18 protein-coding genes are annotated in these 21454 nt (G+C 47.7%); 12 read left to right on the top strand and 6 right to left on the bottom strand.

Annotated features, from left to right (window positions below; translation table 11 throughout):
- Window positions 1–243: 243 nt before the first annotated feature.
- Window positions 244–1950 (top strand): methyl-accepting chemotaxis protein, encoded by a 1707-nt coding sequence (locus tag AB0763_RS13510; protein ID WP_306099715.1) that lies wholly within the window; start codon window positions 244–246, stop codon window positions 1948–1950.
- On the opposite strand, the gene AB0763_RS13505 is transcribed toward AB0763_RS13510, so the two are convergent.
- The gene (locus AB0763_RS13505; protein WP_306099917.1) at window positions 1947–2462 is read right to left on the bottom strand and encodes an NUDIX hydrolase; all 516 of its coding nucleotides are present in this window, start codon (window positions 2460–2462) and stop codon (window positions 1947–1949) included. The two genes, AB0763_RS13510 and AB0763_RS13505, sit on opposite strands and share 4 nt — an antisense overlap.
- A 177-nt stretch (window positions 2463–2639) precedes the next feature.
- Here AB0763_RS13505 and AB0763_RS13500 point away from each other — a divergent pair, with 177 nt between their 5' ends.
- The 4 genes from AB0763_RS13500 to AB0763_RS13485 all read left to right on the top strand — a co-directional run bounded on the left by AB0763_RS13500 (window position 2640) and on the right by AB0763_RS13485 (window position 8015).
- Entirely contained in the window at window positions 2640–4307 is a 1668-nt protein-coding gene (locus AB0763_RS13500; protein ID WP_306099714.1) for an ATPase RavA domain-containing protein, read from the top strand.
- 3 nt (window positions 4308–4310) lie between these two features.
- Entirely contained in the window at window positions 4311–5756 is a 1446-nt protein-coding gene (locus tag AB0763_RS13495) for a VWA domain-containing protein (RefSeq protein WP_306099713.1), read from the top strand.
- Between the two features lie 169 nt (window positions 5757–5925).
- Window positions 5926–7248, top strand: coding sequence for a DASH family cryptochrome (locus AB0763_RS13490; protein ID WP_306099712.1), 1323 nt, complete (start codon window positions 5926–5928; stop codon window positions 7246–7248).
- 41 nt (window positions 7249–7289) lie between these two features.
- Window positions 7290–8015, top strand: coding sequence for an SDR family NAD(P)-dependent oxidoreductase (locus tag AB0763_RS13485; RefSeq protein WP_306099711.1), 726 nt, complete (start codon window positions 7290–7292; stop codon window positions 8013–8015).
- A 13-nt stretch (window positions 8016–8028) separates the two neighbouring features.
- Here AB0763_RS13485 and AB0763_RS13480 read toward each other — a convergent pair whose 3' ends face one another.
- The 4 genes from AB0763_RS13480 to alr form a co-directional block, all read right to left on the bottom strand.
- Window positions 8029–8187 (bottom strand): YqaE/Pmp3 family membrane protein, encoded by a 159-nt coding sequence (locus AB0763_RS13480; protein WP_072242132.1) that lies wholly within the window; start codon window positions 8185–8187, stop codon window positions 8029–8031.
- A gap of 75 nt (window positions 8188–8262) precedes the next feature.
- A complete protein-coding gene (locus tag AB0763_RS13475; RefSeq protein ID WP_306099710.1) occupies window positions 8263–10077 on the bottom strand; it encodes a cache domain-containing protein in 1815 nt (604 codons plus the stop codon).
- 430 nt (window positions 10078–10507) lie between these two features.
- Window positions 10508–11632, bottom strand: a complete 1125-nt coding sequence (locus AB0763_RS13470; RefSeq protein ID WP_306099709.1) for a M14-type cytosolic carboxypeptidase — start codon at window positions 11630–11632, stop codon at window positions 10508–10510.
- 146 nt (window positions 11633–11778) lie between these two features.
- Window positions 11779–12912 carry an alanine racemase gene (alr, locus tag AB0763_RS13465; protein WP_306099708.1) on the bottom strand — a complete coding sequence of 378 codons (1134 nt, stop codon included), beginning with the start codon at window positions 12910–12912 and terminating at the stop codon, window positions 11779–11781.
- Between the two features lie 768 nt (window positions 12913–13680).
- Here alr and dgcN point away from each other — a divergent pair.
- From dgcN to AB0763_RS13445, 4 genes are all read left to right on the top strand, one after another.
- Complete coding sequence (gene dgcN / locus AB0763_RS13460) at window positions 13681–14685, top strand: N-acetyltransferase DgcN (protein ID WP_306099707.1); 1005 nt, start codon at window positions 13681–13683, stop codon at window positions 14683–14685.
- Window positions 14685–15659, top strand: coding sequence for an N-acetyl-D-Glu racemase DgcA (gene dgcA / locus AB0763_RS13455; RefSeq protein ID WP_306099706.1), 975 nt, complete (start codon window positions 14685–14687; stop codon window positions 15657–15659). The genes dgcN and dgcA overlap by 1 nt, the downstream gene beginning before the upstream one ends.
- Window positions 15660–15670: 11 nt before the next feature.
- A complete protein-coding gene (locus AB0763_RS13450; RefSeq protein WP_306099705.1) occupies window positions 15671–16528 on the top strand; it encodes a D-amino-acid transaminase in 858 nt (285 codons plus the stop codon).
- 147 nt (window positions 16529–16675) lie between these two features.
- A complete protein-coding gene (locus tag AB0763_RS13445; RefSeq protein WP_306099704.1) occupies window positions 16676–16999 on the top strand; it encodes a heavy metal-binding domain-containing protein in 324 nt (107 codons plus the stop codon).
- 90 nt (window positions 17000–17089) lie between these two features.
- Here AB0763_RS13445 and AB0763_RS13440 read toward each other — a convergent pair whose 3' ends face one another.
- Complete coding sequence (locus tag AB0763_RS13440) at window positions 17090–17338, bottom strand: hypothetical protein (RefSeq protein ID WP_306099703.1); 249 nt, start codon at window positions 17336–17338, stop codon at window positions 17090–17092.
- An 89-nt stretch (window positions 17339–17427) separates the two neighbouring features.
- Between AB0763_RS13440 and AB0763_RS13435 the strand changes: the two genes are divergently transcribed.
- From AB0763_RS13435 to AB0763_RS13425, 3 genes are all read left to right on the top strand, one after another.
- Window positions 17428–18060 (top strand): DsbA family protein, encoded by a 633-nt coding sequence (locus AB0763_RS13435; protein WP_306099702.1) that lies wholly within the window; start codon window positions 17428–17430, stop codon window positions 18058–18060.
- Window positions 18061–18101: 41 nt separating this feature from the next.
- A complete protein-coding gene (locus AB0763_RS13430; protein ID WP_306099701.1) occupies window positions 18102–18584 on the top strand; it encodes an N-acetyltransferase in 483 nt (160 codons plus the stop codon).
- A 412-nt stretch (window positions 18585–18996) separates the two neighbouring features.
- The gene (locus tag AB0763_RS13425) at window positions 18997–21447 is read left to right on the top strand and encodes an FAD-dependent oxidoreductase (protein ID WP_306099700.1); all 2451 of its coding nucleotides are present in this window, start codon (window positions 18997–18999) and stop codon (window positions 21445–21447) included.
- The last annotated feature ends 7 nt before the right edge of the window (window positions 21448–21454 follow it).

The raw sequence follows: 21454 nt of genomic DNA, 5'->3' as shown, positions 1-21454 counted from the left end.
AAAAAGGCGTTTTTTACTTTCCTTTTCATCATTCTCCTTAATAATTATACATAAATTTAATCTTTATAAGTTGATTGATTGCTCGTTGTTATAAAAATGCTTTACTGCACAGCGATGGAACACCGTGACCTTATCTACCACAGTGAGTCTGTGACTCGAGAGTCTGCTAACCGCATTCACCGCTCAATCGCATACAACACGTGCTCAGCCGGGAATAGTCAATCCTAAAACGGAGAATGATTTATGTTGCAGTGGATGTTGAATTTATCCATCATCAAAAAGATGATCCTATTGGTTGGGACCTTGCTTGTCTTATTGATAGGAGTGGCTGGCTACAGTGTGTTGAAAATGAATTTAGTGGCCAAAGAAGTGGCCATGATTGCACATGAAAACATGCCACTGATCAAGATGAGCTCATCGGTGGTCATTAAGCAATTAGAAAGTGAAATTGCACTGGAAAAAGCGTTTCGAGCGGCGGAATTACACAGCAGTGAAGAGCAAAGTGTTGAGCATTACTTGCGCTTAGCAGTGCAATTGCACCAAGACATAAACCAAGACATTAAGTCCTCAGAACAACTACTGGCCAACGCGGATCAACTTGCCGTTACCGAGTATGACAAACAGCGGTTTCGCGCCCTAGAACAATCGATGTATCGCATTGAAGAGGCTCACCAGGCGTATTTAGACAACGTCACCTTGTTTGAGAAGCAATTTGCGCAAGGCGCCTCGGCAACCCAGTTGGTTCACTTGTTAGAACAATTAGAAGTGCAACAAAAGCAGATCAACCGCCAGTTAATTGACTTTACGGTTGAACTAGAAACCATGACGCAAGATTCCGTGAATCTCACCGAGGAAATCGAGAACAATGCGCTATTGGGTTTATTGATTTTAGCCAGTGTGAGTTTGATATTTGGTTTGGCGATGGGACTTTTCATCAGCCGAGCGACCTTGACTGGCGTGCGAAAAATTCGCGACGCTGCGGCAAAGATGGAGCAAGGCCAATTTGATTTCACCTTATCGGTTGATTCACGTGATGAGTTAGGCCAGCTAGCGCAAAGCATCAACAAAACAGTGACGACCTTAAGTGGCCTGTTAGCGGAAGTGAACGATCGCGCAGTGAACATCAGCAGCATGGCGACGGAACTTGCTAGCATTTCTGATGACAACCAAAACGCAGTAGTCGAACAGCAAAGTAACACTGAACAAATTGCCACGGCGATGGCACAAATTGCCGCAACGGTCACTGAACTGGCGGCAAGTGCTGAAGGGGCTTCGCACAACAGTGATGTCGCCCAGCAGCGAGTTCAGCAATGTGATGACTTAATGCAAAAAATGGTGGAAGAAATCTCTAGCTTAGTCAATAACGCCCAGCACGCCTCACAATCGATTCTCGCGGTACAAGAGAGCACCGAACAGATCCATCAATTTATCAACGTGGTGTCTGCCATTGCTGAGCAAACCAATTTACTGGCACTTAATGCCTCAATCGAAGCGGCCAGAGCGGGTGAGCAAGGACGCGGCTTTGCCGTCGTAGCAGATGAAGTGAGAGCATTGGCCAACCGCAGCCAAGAAGCAACCAGCGAAATTGGTGGCTTGATCGACAATTTGGTCCGCAGTGCGAAAATGGCACACGACGATTTTAAAACCAATCACGACACCACCATAAGTTCGTCATCCAAAGTGGCGCAGAGCCAAGATATGTTAGCCAGTATTCGTCATGCGATCGAAGAATTGTCACAGGCCAGTCACCAAGTGGCGGTGGCCAGTGAGCAACAGTCGGTGACCATTGAAGATATGAATGTGCGTATTACCAGTGTGAAAGACAAAGGAGATGTGGTTTTACAAGGCGCGACGCACAGTACCTCTGCCTGCCACTCTTTGTCAGAAGATGTGGTGGTGTTGAAAACCTTGATTGGCCAATTTAAAACCCAAACGGTGTCGAGTACTTAAATGCGTTTTGCCAGCGATGCTCGATACAAGCAAGCTAAGGTCTTGGCATCGCTGATTTCACCGCTGATGATGGCTTGTTCTAGTTCGTTTTTTGACCAGAATTCGACCTCGATGACCTCGTCAGCGTCTTTGGGCAGTGTCGCATTGCTTTGCAGTTGTGTGGCAATGTACAAATGCTGTATTTCATCACACAATCCCGCCATTGGCGTCAACGCGCCCAACGACTCAAACTGTTTGGCCTGATAACCCGTTTCTTCGATCAACTCTCTTTGCGCGCAAGTCAAAAAGTCTTCGCCAGGCTCTCTGGTACCAGCAGGCAGTTCAAGCAACCACTTTTTTAGCGCCGGTCGATATTGGCGTAGCAACAAGATTTGACCTTGATCAGTGATGGGTAAAATGACCGCTGCACCAGGGTGATGAATTTTGGTATGCTCAGTGGTTATGCCATTGGGCAATAAGGTAGTTTCTTGCACTAACTGCATTTTTTTCCAATGATGAATCGTTTTTAGCATAGTCATATCAGATGTCGTATCATAGGCTTACCATACCGATATCCTTGTGTAACACAAGAGATATGAGTCACTTGACGGCGATGGTTCTTTTACTGCTATGGTCTCAATATCAAATATTACCCTAGGGGAGTCAACACGTCACTGGCCTCCCAAACGCTGACTGCCAAGAGAGAGAGAATGGACGTTTTCGAATCAATGACACACACCCAACACGCGTTGCTTTCTGAGCGAATAGAAAAACTGGCGCAGGCACTTTCTAACGGGGTTTATGAGCGCGAGCACACCATGAAGCTGTGTTTATTAGCGGCCCTTTGTGGTGAGAGTGTTTTTTTATTGGGTCCACCGGGCATTGCCAAAAGCATGATCGCCAAGCGCTTGATTCAAGGTTTTGAAGACCAAGACTACTTTGAATACTTGATGACGCGCTTTTCAACCCCTGAAGAAGTGTTTGGCCCTTTGAGTATCCACGATTTAAAAGACAATGGCCGTTATACGCGCTTGACACAAGGGTATTTGCCTTCGGCTCACGTGGTGTTTCTCGATGAAATTTGGAAAGCAGGCCCGGCCATTTTAAATACCTTGCTCACGGTGGTGAATGAAAAGACCTTTAAAAATGGCCAGGAAACCCAGCCGGTACCGATGCGCTTATTGATCACTGCATCGAATGAGCTACCGGATAAAGACAGCGGCCTTGATGCGCTCTACGACCGACTGCTGATCCGTTTGTTTGTCGACCGCATCCAGAGTAAGCAAAATTTTCAAGCCATGTTGACGCAAGGCACTGAGTTAGAAAGCAAAGTGGATGACGTGCTCAAGATCTCGCGACAAGAATCGCTGCAGTGGCAACAGGCGCTTGAGAAGGTGAGCTTGCCGAGCGACATGTTTGATGCACTGTATCAACTCAAAGAATCATTGGAGCAATTACAGGCCCGCGAGCCAGCCAACTCTCAAGCCTTGTACGTCTCTGACCGCCGGTGGAAAAAAGCGGTCAAATTACTCAAAGCCAGTGCATTTTTTAACGGCCGTCAAGCGGTCAATGGCTTAGATTTACTGCTCTTAGAGCATTGCTTGTGGAATACCCCGCAATCAAAAGAGCAAGTGCAAAATCTCATTTATCAATTTGCGACTCGTCAAGCCTACGGCCAGCAAGACATCGACGGCGAACTGGCGGTGATAGGGGAAAAAGCCACTCAATTGCAACAGCAGCTTGTGCAATCGCTGCAACTGCAAACTCGTGCGAGTGTGCAATCTGGCCTGCGGCGAAAAACGCAGTTTGATGTGTCTTGGCACCAGGCAGCGAGCTTTAAAGTTGGCTATCAAAATCACGTGCACAAGTTTCTTATTCTCAAGCCTGACACTAAGGTGTCTGAGCAATATCAATCAGAAAGTCGCTGGGTGTATGTCGCACACGATGACATCGACAAAGCGCTCAAAGAAGGGGGCGCCGAGGTGATGGGCTTTGTCAACGATCACAAAGAGTTAACTAAGTTGACCTTTCGTGTCGAAGAGCAAGGGCAGGTCGTTCTCAAAGACGTTGCCAACCGCTCTGTCCCCGTTGCTTTAGTTGAACAGTCCGCTTCAGCACAGCTTCAAGCGATTGAAACCGCGCAGCAGGCGATGGTTGCCCTAGGCCAAGCGCGCTCATCACTGCAAGCGAAACTCGATCAGGCAAAACGAGATTTTCATCATGCGCTGCCGCATATTTTTGTTGAAAGCCATTTGTTAATGGCGATAGAAGCGGACTTTCAATCTATGACTCAGCGGCTTGATGCCCTGCAAACGCAATTGGACGAAGGCGAGCAATCTTGTGTGTCGTACCATCACTATTTTAGTGAGTCACGTTAAATTATGCTGGGGATAGACGCGTTTAATCTGGCGCTATCGGTGCTCGAGTCTGGGGTGCTTGAATCGGTGATGGAAGAGCTAACATCTGGGTATCAAGCTTATGCATTGTCGGATAAACCGAGTGTGAAAGGCATCGTTGATCAGCAACTGAGCCGTTGGCAACATCGCTTAAAACGCAGTGCCCTGCAAGCCAGTGAAGCGCCGGAAATACAATCTGAATTGGCTCTTTATCAAGACGTCGTCACGTGGGATGAAGCGCAATTTGCCCGCGAGTATTCGTCTGTCATCGCGAAGCTAGAAGCGCTGGACTCAGAATTCGTCGGCGCCGCGCAGCGCATCCTTGCCGAACACCAACGTTCGCCAAACCCAATGCTGGGGCACTTTTTTTGTCATCAATGGCTAGCCAGTTTAACGTCGCACATGGAGGCGACTCAGCAAGCTTCTCTGGAAGAGCAAAAACAAGAGATGCTTAAAGAGTTACAGCAGCGGATGGCGACGCTAACGACAATGGATAAGTTTACAGATGCTCAGCGCTTAGGCATTTTAGCTCGCATTTGGGACATGTCATCTGGCAAGTTGACGCAAGGCGATCATCAGTATTTGCAGCAACAAGCCCATTACTTGTCTAAAAATCCCGAACTCTTGTCACTGGCAGAGCAAATTGGCCGCGAGTCTCAACCGCACAATGAGCAAGCTGTGCCGCAGACACCTAAAACGCCGCATTGTGAGACGGTGACGGTACAAAGCGAGCAAGCCTTAGATGAAATGACCGGAGTCACGCAATCGGCGGAGCTAGCGCGAATGTTGCCCAATCAAGTCATGTTGCTAGGTGAGCCCGACCTCGAGTTGCTGTTTTACAAAAATTTGCTCGACCGTCGCTTGTTAACTTACCAAATGCAAGGAAAAACCCAGCAACGGGTGCCGGTACAAAGCAAAGCCACCACACCGGATGAGACAATCAACCCCAAAGGGCCTTTTATATTGTGTGTCGATGCATCGGGCTCGATGGTCGGTGAGATGGAGCAAGCGGCAAAAGCCTTCTCTTTTGCTTTAATGCAGATGGCGCTGGCCGAAAAACGCGACTGCCTGGTGCATATTTACTCGACTGATTTTATCGAATACCACTTAAATGCCGACAACGGCTTGCGTGAGATGTTGGACTTTCTCAGTTACCAATTTCACGGTGGGACGGATTTGACACCGGTGCTCAACGCGTCGTTAGAGGCGATGGAAAGCCGCGCTTATCAACGCGCCGATTTGGTGGTCATTTCCGATTTTATTGCCCCCAAGCCCAAGCCTGAAATCGTCGACAAGTTTGCCCAGTTGCGCAGTCAAGAGCATCAGTTTCACGCGGTGTGTTTGTCTAAACAGGCCACGCCTGCCGTGATCAACTTGTTTGATCAACAATGGCACTTTAGAGCCAACACGCTGTTGTCGTGGCGGCGTTAGTCAGGTTGGCCTTCAACCACCTTTAGAGTTTACTATGCCTAGTTTGCAACGCTTGATGTTTTATTCCTGGTTATCGTGGCAGAGAGCAGGCAATGCCAGAGTCTAGGTAAGGTGATCGTTTTTATTCGCGCGGCGTAACACCAGTGATAACAATCAATGAGGTGTGACGGTGAATATTGGCCTTTATCTTTTTAGCCATGATTTGAGATTGAGCGATCAACCCCTGCTGACGACGTTAAGTGGCAAGGTCGACAAACTGATTTGCGCCAGTTGGCAACGTCCTGTAAGCCAATGGGACCAAGGCAAACTCCCCAACACCGCGGGCGGAGAACATCAGAAGCGCTTTTATCAGCAAGGACTCTGTGAACTCGCACAACAACTCGCGCAAAAAAATCATCTGCTTTACCCCATAGGTGACCTGTTCTCAGCGCTAGAGAGCCTCAGTACCGCTTACCCAAATGCCACGATAACGTTAGCGCATTGTGCTTTTGCAGGTGTCGACGAGCGTCGCTATTTCAAAGCCCTTGCCGAGCGTTTTACTCACATTAGGTTTTGTACTTCTCATCACAATCACTTACTTACCGCCGAGCAAGGGACGTTTGAGCCAGGGGACTTTCCCCGGGCCTTTTTTCCATTTCGAAAACAAGTCATGGCGCTCAACCCCAGTGACCCTATCGATGCGCCTAGCACCTTAGCGGCGCCATTAGCCGTCGATGCTTTAGCGGGGTTTCAACAACCGGTTTCCAGTTCACCACCACATGCAGGCGCGTCGGTTATTGCTTATGGCGGTGAATCACACGGCCTTGCCCATTTGGCGGGCTATTTTGCTACCCGATGTGCCAGCGAGTACAAACAAACGCGCAACGGGCTTACCTTTAGTACCAGTTCGACTTGTCTGTCGATTTGGCTTGCACAAGGGGCGATTTCGGCCAAACAAGTGGTTAAACAACTTCGGGCGTATGAATCTGAGCACGGTCGCAATGCCTCGACCGAATGGATCTATTTTGAACTGTTGTGGCGAGAGTATTTTTATTGGTTTGCCCGCCATCATCAACAGCGCCTGTTTTGGCGACAGGGGCTTAGGCAAAGCGCGCCGCTGACCACGTTTTATCCCCAGCGTTTTCGCGCCTGGTGCGAAGGCAAAACCTCGTACCCCATTGTGAATGCTTGCATCAATCAATTGCGCGCTACAGGCTGGATGTCGAATCGCGGTCGTCAACTGGTGGCTAGCTGCTTGGTCAATGAGCTTGGCCTCGATTGGCGTTTTGGTGCCGCCTTTTTTCAACACCATTTAATCGATTACGACGTGGCGAGTAATTGGGGCAATTGGATGAGCATTGCAGGGGTCGCCAGCCCCGGAGGAACAGCAAAGCACTTTGATTTGGCTGAGCAAACCCAGTGGTTTGACCCAAAGGGGGAATTTATTGCGCGCTGGCAAGGGCAGCAAAAGCCCATTGGCGAAGTCGTTGATGGCGCGGATTGGCCGTTATAGGCATTTCTCAAGCAAACTCAATCCTTTGAAAGGGAACAAAAATGGCAGTGAAAGTGATACTCGGTGGCAGTGGCGGTATTGGTTTGGCGATGGTTAAAGCTTTGCTAGATGATGCTTCGCCGATAGGCTCTTCACAGGATCAGGTGATCGCCAGTTATCATCACCAATGCCCAAGTTTAACCCACCCTCGATTGACTTGGCGCCGGTTAGACATTACCAAAGCGGCCTCTGTGACGCGATTTTTCGAGTCATGCCAGCAAATTGATTGGTTGATCAACACCATAGGGTTATTGCATCGCGATTACGCCGGGCCAGAGAAAAGGCTCGACCAAGTCGATGTCGCGTGGCTCAACGAATCGATGGCGACGCATTTAACCGGTAATGTCTTGACGGCGCAATCGGCGGCCGCCAAACTGGCTTTGTCGCCACAGGCCAAGTTCGCCGTGCTCAGTGCCAAAGTGGGCAGCATCAGTGATAATCAGTTAGGCGGTTGGTACAGTTATCGCTGTTCAAAAGCGGCGCTTAACATGTTCATCAAGACGCTGAGTATCGAGTGGCGGCGGCAAATGCCCAACGTGACCATCTTGGCTCTTCACCCAGGCACAACCGATACGGCGTTATCTAAGCCTTTTCAAGGACGCGTTCCAGCGCATCAATTGCAAAGCGCTGAGTCAGTCGCCGCGCAATTGATCGCCTTGATTGATGCCGCATCACCAGACGATACGGGCCGTTTTATCGACTATCAAGGCCGTGACCTCGGCTGGTGATGGTCCAGACAGTTTACCGGCGTGCGATCACCCAAACCGCGTGGACAATACCGGGAATGTAGCCCAGTAAGGTCAGCAAAATATTGAGCCAAAAAGCGCCGCCGATCCCCACTTGTAAAAAGACCCCTAATGGCGGAAGTAGAATAGCGAAAAGAATGCGAATTAAATCCATTGTCAACCTCGTTATTTTCCGTTGTTTGTTCAGTGCCAGAGCGCTTTATTCATCACTTATCGGCTTTAGTTTAACTTATGATTTACTTGATAAAAGATAACTTACCGAGTCGGTTTTGCTGTCAGAATTTGGTGAATCTGTGTAGATGATCTGGTTGCGACCGAGTTTTTTGGCTCGGTATAAATAGTCATCCGCCTGTCCGATCAGGCGACAAGCAGAGTGGTTGTCATCGCTAACCCCACCGCTCACTGTGATGGTTTGTTCAATGTTATCCAAACGCAGCTGAGCAATTTTTTGCCGTATCGATTCCGCCAATTGGTAAGCTTGTTGTGCAGTGTGATGTGGCAATATGACGAGGATTTCTTCGCCGCCATAACGACCGACATACCCTTGGCCGCCAACGTGATGGTATATGGCCTGGCTCACTTGCTTGAGCACATCGTCGCCAATTTGGTGGCCATAGCGATCGTTAAACTGTTTGAAGTGGTCGATATCCAACAACACAACGGCAATCGAAGTGCCTTGTTGTTGTGAAGTTTGCCATTCTTGCTCGAGGAGTTGATCTAAAAAGCGGCGATTGTAGATTTCGGTTAAAGGGTCAATATTAAGCAGTCGGTTGATCTTTTTGGTTTTTTTATTAAACACTGCCGCTAGCATGTCAAACTCTTTATACTCGACGTCTTCAAGGTCAATACCGCTGAGCTGGGCAGAGCTCGATTGTAGGTGTTGAGTGAAAAACTCGATGCCATTGCGAATATGATTGGTCATATAGTTGGCAAATAGGGCACTTAGAACAAAAATCCCCAAGGCGAGGGAGATCACATCGATGATACTGGCGTAAAATTGCTCGTAAAGGTCGCGTTGGTTTTGCGCAATGCTTCGTTTGAGCTCGGTCATATCAACCCCAGAGCCAATCACCCAGCCCCACTGCGGCAAGCCTCTGACATAGGTGAGTTTTTCGTGTTGAGTGATGGTTTGATTGTCATCAACAGATGGCCACAAGTGAGTTAAAAAGCCATGGCCTGGCGGGGATTGAGCGATCTCAATTTGCGCTTGGAGGATCTTGACCCCGTTGTCGTCGGTCAGGTTATAGTTGTTGCGGCCCACCATGGCGGGGTATTGACCGTTTGCCAGCTCTACCCCTTGCTCGTTATGGATAAATACGTACTGTTTATCCCCGTCGCCATACAAAAGGTGATTGATATAGTGAATGATCTCTTGCTGGGTTTGTTGCTCCATGACATCGACGTATTCCCCTGTGCCAATATACCAATTAAAGTGAGCAAACTTTTTGACGTAAGCAATTTTTTTGTATTTTGTGCGATCGTTACCGGGTTTGATCCAATAGCCTTCAGTGAATCCTTCCCCGTGGTTTTTGACCATATTGATTTCATCGCGCAATGAGTAATTGCCTTGATCATCTTGCAGGTTGATTAAGTTTTTTCCTTCACTTTCTGGGAAAATGGGGTAAAGGATGACATCACCCTCGAGTGTATCAATAAAGTAGTAACCACGGCCTTGATTGTAGCGAAGTGAGCGGACGGTATCGACAATGCGTTGTTTTATTTGTTGTTCAGAGAGGGTCGTGCGGTTTTTTTGGTAGATATCTTCCATTAAGAGATTGAGCTCGAAGACGCGATTGGCGAGGTTATCTTTTAATGTTTGCTCAACCGAGGCACTTCGATAGTTGATCCAGCCGCTGATGGTATCGACTCGGTTTTGAAGTTCTTGTTTGGCGTTGTCGATTTGCTGTTGTTGAACGGATATAAGATCTTGTTGATACTTCTGATAAATACTGTTTATCCACAGCATTGAACTGACGAATAAAGTGATCGCCGCTAAGGATAATGAGCTTAGCAATACCAATAAGGTTAAGCGCTTTTTTTTCATCTGTCTTCCATATCTAACGACAATGACACAATGAATCTTTCCTCATTATGATACCGACGAGTGATGTGCCGGGAAGGCGATACAGGCTCGGTGGGTATGAATCAGAAATAAAGTAATCAAACAATAACGTCATCGCAAAAACGGCTCACTGACCCATTCTCCTCTGCGGTAGATTTGTTTATCAGAGGCTTTAATCACTCTTGGTACCGATGATACGATACCATTCCATTGTAAACTTAATGGTCAAGTTGCAAGTGATACGAATGTGATAAATGAATAATTTTTATATCTAAGTGAATAAAATCATTCTACATTTTGTGACTCAATCGCATAGATACCATGAGTGTATATGTGATCGACTTAACATAAACTTATTGCTATTAAAACGCCCCAAACCGAAGCGGTTCGGTTTGGGGATAGGGGTAGGGGGTTAGAGCTTATTGAGCACCGAAGGAATGGCGGCCAAAACATCCTGGCCAAAGGCGACACTGCGCTCAGGCGACCATCCATAGACATCGTCAGGGCAGTTGTCGTGATCTTTAAAGGGCATTTCGACGGTGTAAGACAAACAGTGAAACTGCTCGGCAACCCATTTAGAGCCTACGGTGAGGTTGGCGGTACCGGGGGCGTTTTTCGGGTAGCCATATTGGTCCTGAAATTCTGGGGTAATGGTGAGTAAGGCGCGTTTAAACGTCTCTTCTAGATCTTTTATTTTGTCGTTGTAACTCGGTACGCCCTCAGAGCCGGCGACAAAGTTGTAGGGGATGGCTTCATCGCCGTGAATATCGAGAAACAAATCGATGCCCGTTTCTAGCATTTTTTCGCGAACGTAGTACACCTCTGGGCTTTTTTCGATGCTAGGGGTTTGCCATTCTCGATTTAAATTAATGCCCAGACTGTTGGTTCGTAAATGACCGCGGATACTGCCATCTGGGTTCATGTTGGGGACTAAATAAAAGACGGCTTGGCTGAGTAGCACCCGGCTGAGGGCATCGGTATTGTCGAGTAAACGCTGTAATAGCCCCTCCATAAACCATTCGGTCATGGTTTCACCCGGGTGCTGTCTGGCGGTGATCCAAATGTTTTTTTTGCCTTCTTGCGGTTCGCCAATGGTCAACAGGCTAATGTCATTATTGTCATGCGTTTGGCCTAATGTCGATAAAGTGACCTCGGGGTGCAACTGGGCTTGATGAAGCAGATCAAGGTGTCTTTCGTAACTGTAAGGCGCGAAGTAGGCAAAGTACATTGAGGCGCATTCAGGATAAAAGGTAAATGACAGTGCATCGCCGTCAAATTCGGTATCGATACGAAACCACTCTTCGCGGTCATAAGAGGCCACCACGCGATAGTTAGGCCATCCTTCTGGGTACGCTGAGTTTGCTAAGTCGTTAATGGTAATGCAGTGCTTTTGGTGTGCTTGACTCTCTAAGCGAAAGCAAAACCATTGAGCAATATCGGTATGCTGATCAGGTGGGATCGCCAGTTGAATGTCATCGCATTGTGACGCTTTGAGTACCGTGATATTTCCCGCTTCAAAATTACTCAGTATTTTCATGTTGTCCTTTCCTGCTGTGGTTTTGCCACGCTTACTTGCTTTTAAAATAAAACGTTATATTGCCTCGAACAGAGATTCAACCCCGCTTTGAGCTTGATTGATACACGGTTGAATGTCCCTATCACACGGTTAATCGAATACCAGAGCTAATCACGGATAAATTGTTTATTGACGCGACGCGCCAGTTTGATCATCAATTCGTAGGAAATGGTGCCTAGGTGTTGAGCCACTTTCTCAATCGGCAATTGCTCACCCCAAAACTCGACCCGATCGCCCACTTTATCTTGTGAGTGTGCCCCTAGGTCTACGGTGATCATGTCCATCGACACCCGACCGACAATCGGAACCTCTCGTCCATTGACCATGACAGGTGTTCCGGCAGGGGCGTTTCTTGGGTAACCGTCGCCATAACCCATTGCCACCACGCCGATGGTGGTGTCTTGCTTGGCTGACCAAGTTTCGCCATAGCCGATGGGCTGATTGGCACGATGAGCGCGAACCGCAATCAATTTAGATTGCAACGTCATGGCAGGTTTTAAGTTGTGCTGGTGGCCCACTTCATGGTCGTTTGGGCTGGCGCCGTAAAGGGCAATGCCGCCGCGCATATAATCAAAATGCGCTTGCGGCCAATACAAAATACCCGCGGAATTGGCGAGAGTTTTAGGCCCAGGGTAGGCTTGTGTCGCATTCAAAAAGCATTCGATTTGCTGTGTCGTGGTAGACGCGCTGGTGTCATCGGCGCAGCTAAAGTGACTCATAAAGCCCAAGTCACCTTGACACTGACCACTGGCCTCGATTTGAGTGACATAGTGTGCGACTTCAGCGGGTTCTACCCCAATGCGATGCATACCGGTATCCACTTTTAGCCATAAAGCAATTGGCGCGTCGAGCTCTACAGCGAGTAAGTCGTCGAGCTGTTCTTGGCAGTGAATGGCACTGTGAAAGTGTAATTTAGCAGCGGTTTTAAGATCGTCTTGACAAAAACACCCTTCGAGCAGCAATACCGGTTGGGTAATTCCTGCCTCGCGCAATTCTATCGCCTCTTCAATACGAGACACGGCGAACATTGTGGCATTGGGTAAGGCCTTGGCCACTTCAATCGCATTGTGTCCATAAGCATCCCCTTTGATGACAGCGATAACGGGTTTGCCCTGGCACTTTTGGCTCAGTTGTTGGTAATTGTGTTGAATGGCAGGCAAATTAATAATGGCTTGAGCGGTGATCATATCTTTTCCTTGATGTACCACGCCAAGAAAATACGGCGTGGGGGATAATGGCATTGTGGTAAGTTCAGCAAGTAGTAGGCCAATTTGTCTTCAGGCGATGGCTGAACACCATGAGCAGTGGTGGATAACAGGGGCAAAACACCGCCTTATTATCATGCTTTCAAGCAATATACTCCGCTTACTATCAAATATCACCTCTGTTTTTATAATAAACCAAAACTTGACGTAAATTTGGAATTTATGACTAAGGTTGCCGAGCTGTTAAGTGAGGAAAACTTGCCGCTGTCATTTTGGTGTTAGAGTGGATTAACAAATTTGAGAGTCAATTATGCACCATTATTGTGCTTTTTATGCTCTTTAGTGGTGCAATATCGCCATTTGATTGCCAACGAGCCTGGCTGAAATGAAAAATGTTTCTTTTTTACTAAGTAGAATTGAGATTTGAATCACAAAATCAATTATTTTGATATTTGATGTAAAATTAGAGTTTATTTCTGTTTGTGGGCGGAGACTGAAATTGACTTTGGTTGCCGACAGGGAAACAAAGCACAACAAATTCTACGATTGATAATTTTATTGAATTAAAATTTTTTATTTTGGTGATTACTTAGTTAAAAATGTTTTTTAAGTTGGAATGACAATTTGTGACTAAATATGCACAATTTGACGATAAAGTGCATATATTGTCGAATTTTGCTGATTTGGCGGTGCTTTTTTTGATGGTTAAAGATCTTGTTGTCACGGATTTTGCACTATAGTCTGAGTATTAAAAGACATTAATCACTAACTTGATAAACCAATTTGTTGGATGGAGAAACATAAATGGAACTTAAGCAACCTTACTTACTGTTTTTAGGTGACGCCCCAGATGCATTAGCGGCGAAAGTCGCGCAAGGGATCAAAACTTGGCGTCCAGAGTTTTGTGTTGGTCAATTTCGTTTACCAAGCTGCCAAGCCGACGTGGGTCTGACAGACCTCTCGATCGCTGAGGCGGTTGAAGCAGGCGCTAAAACGCTGGTGATTGGTGTGGCAAACCGTGGTGGTTTAATCTCACAAGAATGGCGAGCGGTATTGCTTGAAGCGGTTGAAGCCGGCATGGACATTGCTGCAGGTCTGCATAACAAACTTACTGATATTCCTGAGCTTGTTGCAGCGGCCGAGAAAAAAGGCACTCAACTATTTGATGTGCGCTATCCTACCCAAGATTACCCTGTTGCCAACGGTAAAAAACGCTCAGGCAAACGCCTCTTAACGGTCGGTACGGACTGCTCTGTCGGTAAAATGTACACCTCACTTGCACTCGAAAAAGCCATGAAAGAGCGCGGCATGGACGCGGATTTTCGCGCCACAGGACAAACGGGTATTTTGATCACCGGTGGGGGTGTGAGTGCCGATTGCGTGGTGGCAGACTTTATTGCCGGCGCGATTGAAGCGATTACGCCCGCTGCGGCTGACAACCACTGGGATGTTGTTGAAGGTCAAGGTTCGCTGTTCCACGCCTCTTACGCAGGGGTGACTACCGGCCTTATCCACGGCTCTCAACCCGATGCTTTGGTGCTGTGCCATGAGCCAACTCGAGCTCACATGCGCGGGCTGCCAGAATACGCATTACCGGATTTGCAAAAGTGTATTGATGCTAACTTAGCCACAGCAAGTTTAACTAACCCCAATGTTAAATTTGTCGGTATTTCTATTAACACCTCTGGTATGAGCGAAGACGAAGCATTGGCTTACATGGATAAAGTGGAGTCTGAAATTGGCCTGCCAGCGGTTGACCCATTCCGTCAAGGTGTAGAACGTATCGTTGACAATCTTTTGGAGTTGTAATGGAGATCAAACTGACGACGCAGTCTTGGCCTATACGCGGCAGCTTTACGATTTCTCGCGGCAGTCGAACTCAGGCTGAAACCTTGATTGTTGAGCTCACAGAACAAGGAGTAACGGGGCGCGGTGAGTGCGTCCCTTACGCTCGCTATGATGAGTCGCTAGAGAGTGTTAGAGCTGAGATTGAAAACATTCAAGAAGAAATCAACACGGGGATCACGCGTGAGCAGCTTCAGGTGTTATTACCATCAGGTGCTGCCCGTAATGCTGTTGATTGTGCCTTGTGGGATCTCGAGTGTAAATTGAATCAACAAACTATTTGGCAACGAGTTGGCGTTGAACCAACATCGTTAACCACGGCTTATACACTCTCACTCGACAGTGCAGAAAACATGCGTCAAGCGGCACTCGAAAACGCGCATCGTCCCTTGCTCAAACTCAAATTGGGCGGGGCAGGCGATCTAGAACGCGTGCAAGCCGTACGAGAAGGGGCACCGAATGCCAAAATCATTCTCGATGCCAATGAGGCTTGGAGTCTTGATGACTATCGCACCTTGGTCCCGCATTTGCTCGAGCTTGACGTGGCGATGATTGAGCAGCCTTTTCACGCCAATGATGACGCCATACTTGACGACCTACCACGACCGATTCCTATTTGCGCGGACGAGTCTTGTCACGACCGTCAAAGCCTGAAGAAAATCATCGGTCGCTACGATATGATCAACATTAAAATCGATAAAACCGGTGGCTTAACTGAAGCGCTGGCCTTGAAAGCAGAAGCGGAAGAGGCGGGTTTACAAGTGATGGTTGGCTGTATGTTGGCGTCGTCATTGAGTATGGCACCGGCGTTTGTCGCGGCGCAAAATGCACTGGTGGTGGATCTTGACGGGCCATTGCTGCTGGCAGAAGACATAGAACAAGGGATTGAATTTACAGATGACGCTATGCTGCCATTTACACCGGCATTGTGGGGTTAAAGGAGTCTAGTATGGAACGTATTGTTTATCTAAACGGCGAATTTATCAAAGAAAGCGAAGCAAAGATCTCAATTTTTGATCGCGGTTTCTTATTTGCTGACGCAGTGTATGAAGTCACGGCGGTCTTGGACGGCAAACTGATAGATAACCCAGGGCACCTTGCTCGCCTACAGCGCTCGTCGACGGAGTTAGGCATTAAACTGCCCGTGACCGGTGAAGAGCTGACCGCCATTCAGCGTCAATTGATTGAGCGTAATGATTTGGTTGAAGGCGGTATTTACCTGCAGTTGACGCGCGGTGCTGAAACCGACCGCGACTTTATGTACAGCGACGATATCGAGCCGACTTTGATGTTATTTACGCAAAGTCGCCCCGTGATCGAAAGCCCGAAAGTGAAAAAGGGCATCAAAGTCATTTCGATTGATGATATTCGCTGGCGTCGTCGCGATATCAAAACCACCAGTTTATTGCCGGCCTGTTTAGCGAAAAAAGCCGCTCATGACGCGGGTTGCGACGATGTGTGGTTAATCGAAGACGGCTTTGTTACCGAAGGGGGGGCAAGCAATGCCTATATCATTACCCACGATAACAAGCTGATCACGAGGCCGCTCAGTAACGATATTTTACACGGTATTACCCGTGCTTCATTGATGGCCTTGGTGGAGCAATTGGGCCTTGAAATAGAAGAGCGTTTGTTCACTATTGATGAAGCCTACCAAGCGAAAGAAGCCTTTATTAGCTCGGCGACGACCTTTGTTTGGCCAGTGGTTGAAATTGATGGCAAAGCGATCAACGATGGGAAACCCGGTGAGGCGTCGTTAGCACTGCGTGATATTTACATCAAAACGGCTAAAGAACTAGCGGAATAATTACCGCCTTTTGTGATAAAAACTGATATCAACCCAGCTAAGGCTGGGTTTTTTTGATTTATCTTCACAGACTTTGTATTCAAATCAACGAGTATTATCCCTTTAGACTAACATTGAGTTAAATCATCAGTGACAAAGGAGACAGTGATGTTAAAAACAACAACGTCAACGGTAGATGGTAAACCGATTGAAACCTATTTGGATGTCGTGGTCGGCGAAGCCATTTTAGGCGCCAATGTCTTTAAAGATATTTTTGGTGCGATCCGCGATATTGTCGGCGGCCGTTCTGGCTCTTATGAACAAGAAATGGGCAAAGCGCGGGCGATTGCTTTTCAAGAAATGGAAGAAAAAGCCTTTCAGTTAGGCGCTGATGGTATTGTCGGCATTGATATAGACTATGAAGTGGTCGGCGCGAAAGGCGGTATGATGATGGTGAGTGTCAGTGGCACTGCCGTGAAGTTCAAACCCTGATAAAAATGGGCCGGTGCGGTTTTGTGTCATCGCGATAACCAAGTGCCCGGTTAAGTAAAAGGGGCGTGATGCCCCTAAAATATGACGCGTTCAATGGGTGCTGGTTTTACCGTAGCGAACCAAGTCTTGGCCTTGATGGAAGATCTCTTCTGTCACCCAACGGCCGAGTAACAGTTGTTGCTTGTCATCGAGAAGCGCAATAAAACGTCGACCATCGGCGTTATTGGTCGCCAAAGCGATCCCCGCGACTTGATCAATGCCAAGGGTGCCACTTTCTGCCGCGCGAATGAAGGTTTCGAGCTCTGCCATAGTGCTAATGATGTTTTGGTCAAAATTCATAATCTTTTGTCGTTGCTGTTGATCACATATCTGTAGTAATTTAGCAGATTATAACTTGAGTCTCGAACCCTTTTTCACGGAGAGAAACAGTGTCAACCCACTCATCCTCAGCAATATTGTATTACGTTTACGATCCTATGTGCTCTTGGTGCTGGGGCTACGCACCGACCTGGCAAAAAATCAAAGCCAACTTGTCGGATCAAATAGAGGTGTGTTACGTGCTTGGCGGCCTCGCCCCCGATAGCGACGTGGCCATGCCCTTGGCGATGCAACAGCAAATTGCATCCTATTGGCGAAAAATTGAAGCTTATTTGGGCACGCCATTTAACCACGACTTTTGGTCGAACAACACACCACGCCGTTCTACTTATCCCTCTTGCCGTGCTGCGCTTGCCGCTCGTTGGCAAGGCCGTGAAGTTGAGATGGTGAAGGCGATTCAAGAAGCGTATTACCTCCATGCCAAAAATCCGAGTGACGACGACGTATTGCTGACTCTGGCGCAAGAGATCGGCCTGGATATGGACACCTTTCGCACCGATTACGCCTCTGAAGCGTTGAATATTGAGTTTGAACAAGAGCTCGATTTTGCTCGTCGCATAGGTGCCAGTGGTTTTCCAAGCTTAATTTTGCGCATCGGTGATCAATGCCAAGCAGTAGGCGTCGACTATCAAAACCCTCAGGCCAGCGTGCAAACCATTGAGTCATACCTTGCTGCTCAATGACTTAGCGCCCTCAGTTTCCCTATCAACGAGAGTGAACAGACATGCTGTTTATTGAACCACTGACCGAGCAACACACAAATGCGGTTGAACAAATTGTTCTCGCCCCGCACCAGGTGAAATACTGCGGGACAGTCAGTGAGTTTCTTTCCGATAAATGCCCAACCACCCACCGATTTGTTATTACCTATCAAGAAGCGGTGGTGGGCTTTTTTAAACTAGATACCCGCTATCAAAAGCATTATGATTTTTGTCCCCCCAATGCATTGGGGTTACGCGCTGTGGCCATCGACCATCGCCACCAAAACCAAGGCTTAGGAAAGCAAATGTTGGCGGTACTCTTTGATTACTTGGGCCGGCATTACCATCAGTTCGACCGTTTGTTCCTGACGGTCAATTGCAATAACTCACAAGCAAGAGCCTGTTATCTCAACAGCGGCTTTGTCGATTTTGGGGCAAAGTATTATGGTGGTGCAGCCGGGCCACAAGATATTATGTTCAAACCGCTTTTTTCCTCTCACCTTTAACGCTTTATTAATAATGGCCAACGACGCCTAATGACACTGAACCAGTAAAAAGATGGTCAATCATAAGGCGCGCCGTCGTTATCACAGTGTAAAATAGGGAATGAAATTAATTAACAAAATTTCATTTTGGTGCCAGTTCGCACGTTGACATTTGTTTTGTTCTCACCATTTCTGCTCGGTTTTTCGGTCTGTTTTTTGCTTATCTTTCACATAGATTAAATTTAAACAATAAATACACATTAAAATGAAATTAACGTTGAATTTTTCAATTTAAGTTGTTAGTTTTTAATGCAATTTGTTTACTATAAAGTGTGTAAAGTTTAATAACATCATGAAGTTACATGTTTGTAACCTCGGCCATAAACAGAGTTTATGACAGTAATAACTCACTTGTCTTTAAGGAAGGATTCTTATGACCAATCAAGTGCCAAGCTCGGCAAAAGTGGTGATTGTAGGTGGCGGGGTGATTGGGTGCAGTATTGCTTATCATCTTACCAAATTAGGGATTAAAGATGTGGTTCTCCTAGAGCGCAAAACGCTGACTTGTGGTACCACTTGGCATGCTGCTGGTCTAGTGCCCACTTTGCGCGCGTCATACACGATGTCGATGTTGGCAAAATACAGCGCCGATCTGTACGAAAACTTGGCCCAAGAAACCGGCCAAGAAACCGGATTTGTGCGCAATGGTTCTTTGACGATTGCGACCAACAAAGAGCGCTTGGCGGAGTTAAAACGCGGCGCCTCGATGGCCAAAGTCGCCGGTTTCCCATGCGATGTTATCGATGCTGAGCAAGCTAAGGATTTATGGCCGTTGTTAAACACCGATGGCGTGCTTGGCGCGGTTCACTTACCGATGGATGGCATGACCAGCCCTGTCGATGTGACCCAAGCCCTGGCCAAAGGCGCGCGTATGGGCGGCGCGACCATTATTGAAAATGTGCAAGTGCTCGACATTAAAAGCCGTGATGGCTTTGCCGCGGGTGTCGTCACCGATAGCGGGGATATCGACGCCGAATACGTGGTGAACTGCGCGGGGATGTGGGCGCGAGATTTCGGCCGCCTTGCCGGTGTCAATGTGCCACTGCACGCCGCTGAGCATTACTACATTGTCACGGAAAACATTCCCGCCATTACCCATCGTTTGCCGACTCTGCGCGACATGGATGGGTACTGCTATTACAAAGAAGACGCCGGTAAACTCTTAGTGGGCATGTTCGAGCCTGGCGCTAAGCCCTGGGGCATGGATGGCATCCCTAAAGATTTTAGCTTCGACGAGTTACCCGTCGATTTTGATCACCTCGAACCTTACCTCGAATCGGCGATGCATCGCGTGCCGATTTTGGAAAATACCGGTCTGCAGGTGATGTTCAACGGCCCGGAGTCCTTTACTCACGATGACCGCTACCACTTGGGTGAAGCACCAGAATTGCGCAACTATTTTGTCGCTGCGGGTTTTAACTCGGTGGGGATCCAATCTGCTGGCGGCGCGGGTAAAGCGTTGGCGGAGTGGATCCATAAAGGCTACCCCACCGAAGATCTGTGGAGTGTTGATATCCGGCGCAATATGCCGTTCCAAGGCTCAAAATCTTATTTGTTTGATAGAACAACAGAAACGCTCGGTTTGTTGTATGAAACCCATTTTCCCTTTAAGCAGTTTAAAACCGCTCGCGGGGTGAGGCGTTCGGTGTTGCACGATAAGCTGGCCTCGCTTGGCGCTGTTTTCGGCGTTGAAAATGGCTGGGAGCGGGCGAACTGGTTTGCTGAGCCCGGTCAAAAAGCCGAATACGACTACTCATACGGGCGTCAAAATTGGTTCGAAAACAACAAAAAAGAGCATGAGGCTGTGCGAGAGCGAGTGGGGGTGATGGATCAAAGTTCGTTTTCTAAATACGAAGTGGCCGGGCCGGATGCAGAACGCTTTTTAAATCGGATCTGTTGCAATAATGTTGCGGTACCGGTTGGCAAAATTGTTTATACCCAATGGCTCAATGAGCGCGGCGGCATTGAAGCCGACGTTACCATTACTCGTGTCGCCGAAGATAAGTTTTTCGTGGTTTCCGGCGTGGCAGGGCAAACTCGTGACATGGCGTGGTTACAGCGTAACAAAAAGCCGGAAGAGTTTGTGATCTTTACCGACATGACGTCTGCTTATGCCGTCATCACCGTGATGGGCCCTAAAGCGCGCGATACTCTGTCTAAATTGACCGATAGCGACCTGTCAAACAGCGCTTTCCCCTTTGCTACCTCACAAGAAATATTTATGCACTACGCCAAAGTGCGCGCGTCTCGCATTACTTATGTCGGCGAGCTCGGTTGGGAATTGTATATGCCAACCGAATACGCACCGAGTGTCTTTGACGCGATCCTCGATGCGGGCAAAGCGTTTGATATTTGTCCATATGGTTACCACACCATGAACTCACTGCGCATTGAAAAATGCTTTCGCCACTGGGGACACGATCTGGTCGATGTCGATAATTTGATTGAAGCTGGGCTTGGCTTTACCGCCGATTATCAAAAACCAGGCGGCTTTATTGGTCAAGATGCGCTGCTTACCTTTAAAGCGCAAGGCCCGGTTAAAAAGCGTTTGGTGAATTTCAAATTTGAAGATCCGATACCGCTTTGTTATCACGAAGAGCCAATCTATGCCAACGGTGAAATCGTCGGTTTCACCCGCTCTGCGATGTTTGGCCACACCGTTGGTGCCACCATTGCACTTGGCTACATTGAACACTCGTCAGGTGTGACTAAACAGTGGCTGGAAGAGAGTGAATTTGAAATCGAAGTTGAGTGCGTTCGTTACAAAGTAACGCCATCGTTTGGCTCGTTCTATGACCCAAAAATGGCACGCATTAAGCAATAAATTGTTG

The sequence above is a fragment of the Vibrio sp. HB236076 genome, assembly GCF_040957575.1.
In the GTDB taxonomy this organism is placed as follows: Bacteria; Pseudomonadota; Gammaproteobacteria; order Enterobacterales; family Vibrionaceae; genus Vibrio.
The sequence above is the reverse complement of the archived record's forward strand: the minus strand, read 5'-3'. Positions and strand labels throughout refer to the sequence as shown.

Coding starts and splice junctions, on each gene's coding strand:
- AB0763_RS13430 (WP_306099701.1), top strand. CDS start 18,102: ATGCTGTTTATTGAACCACTGACCGAGCAACACACAAATGCGGTTGAA.
- AB0763_RS13510 (WP_306099715.1), top strand. CDS start 244: ATGTTGCAGTGGATGTTGAATTTATCCATCATCAAAAAGATGATCCTA.
- AB0763_RS13450 (WP_306099705.1), top strand. CDS start 15,671: ATGGAACGTATTGTTTATCTAAACGGCGAATTTATCAAAGAAAGCGAA.
- alr (WP_306099708.1), bottom strand. CDS start 12,912: ATGCCATTATCCCCCACGCCGTATTTTCTTGGCGTGGTACATCAAGGA.
- AB0763_RS13425 (WP_306099700.1), top strand. CDS start 18,997: ATGACCAATCAAGTGCCAAGCTCGGCAAAAGTGGTGATTGTAGGTGGC.
- dgcA (WP_306099706.1), top strand. CDS start 14,685: ATGGAGATCAAACTGACGACGCAGTCTTGGCCTATACGCGGCAGCTTT.
- AB0763_RS13500 (WP_306099714.1), top strand. CDS start 2,640: ATGGACGTTTTCGAATCAATGACACACACCCAACACGCGTTGCTTTCT.
- AB0763_RS13485 (WP_306099711.1), top strand. CDS start 7,290: ATGGCAGTGAAAGTGATACTCGGTGGCAGTGGCGGTATTGGTTTGGCG.
- AB0763_RS13470 (WP_306099709.1), bottom strand. CDS start 11,632: ATGAAAATACTGAGTAATTTTGAAGCGGGAAATATCACGGTACTCAAA.
- AB0763_RS13440 (WP_306099703.1), bottom strand. CDS start 17,338: ATGAATTTTGACCAAAACATCATTAGCACTATGGCAGAGCTCGAAACC.
- AB0763_RS13480 (WP_072242132.1), bottom strand. CDS start 8,187: ATGGATTTAATTCGCATTCTTTTCGCTATTCTACTTCCGCCATTAGGG.
- AB0763_RS13505 (WP_306099917.1), bottom strand. CDS start 2,462: ATGCTAAAAACGATTCATCATTGGAAAAAAATGCAGTTAGTGCAAGAA.
- AB0763_RS13475 (WP_306099710.1), bottom strand. CDS start 10,077: ATGAAAAAAAAGCGCTTAACCTTATTGGTATTGCTAAGCTCATTATCC.
- AB0763_RS13445 (WP_306099704.1), top strand. CDS start 16,676: ATGTTAAAAACAACAACGTCAACGGTAGATGGTAAACCGATTGAAACC.
- dgcN (WP_306099707.1), top strand. CDS start 13,681: ATGGAACTTAAGCAACCTTACTTACTGTTTTTAGGTGACGCCCCAGAT.
- AB0763_RS13495 (WP_306099713.1), top strand. CDS start 4,311: ATGCTGGGGATAGACGCGTTTAATCTGGCGCTATCGGTGCTCGAGTCT.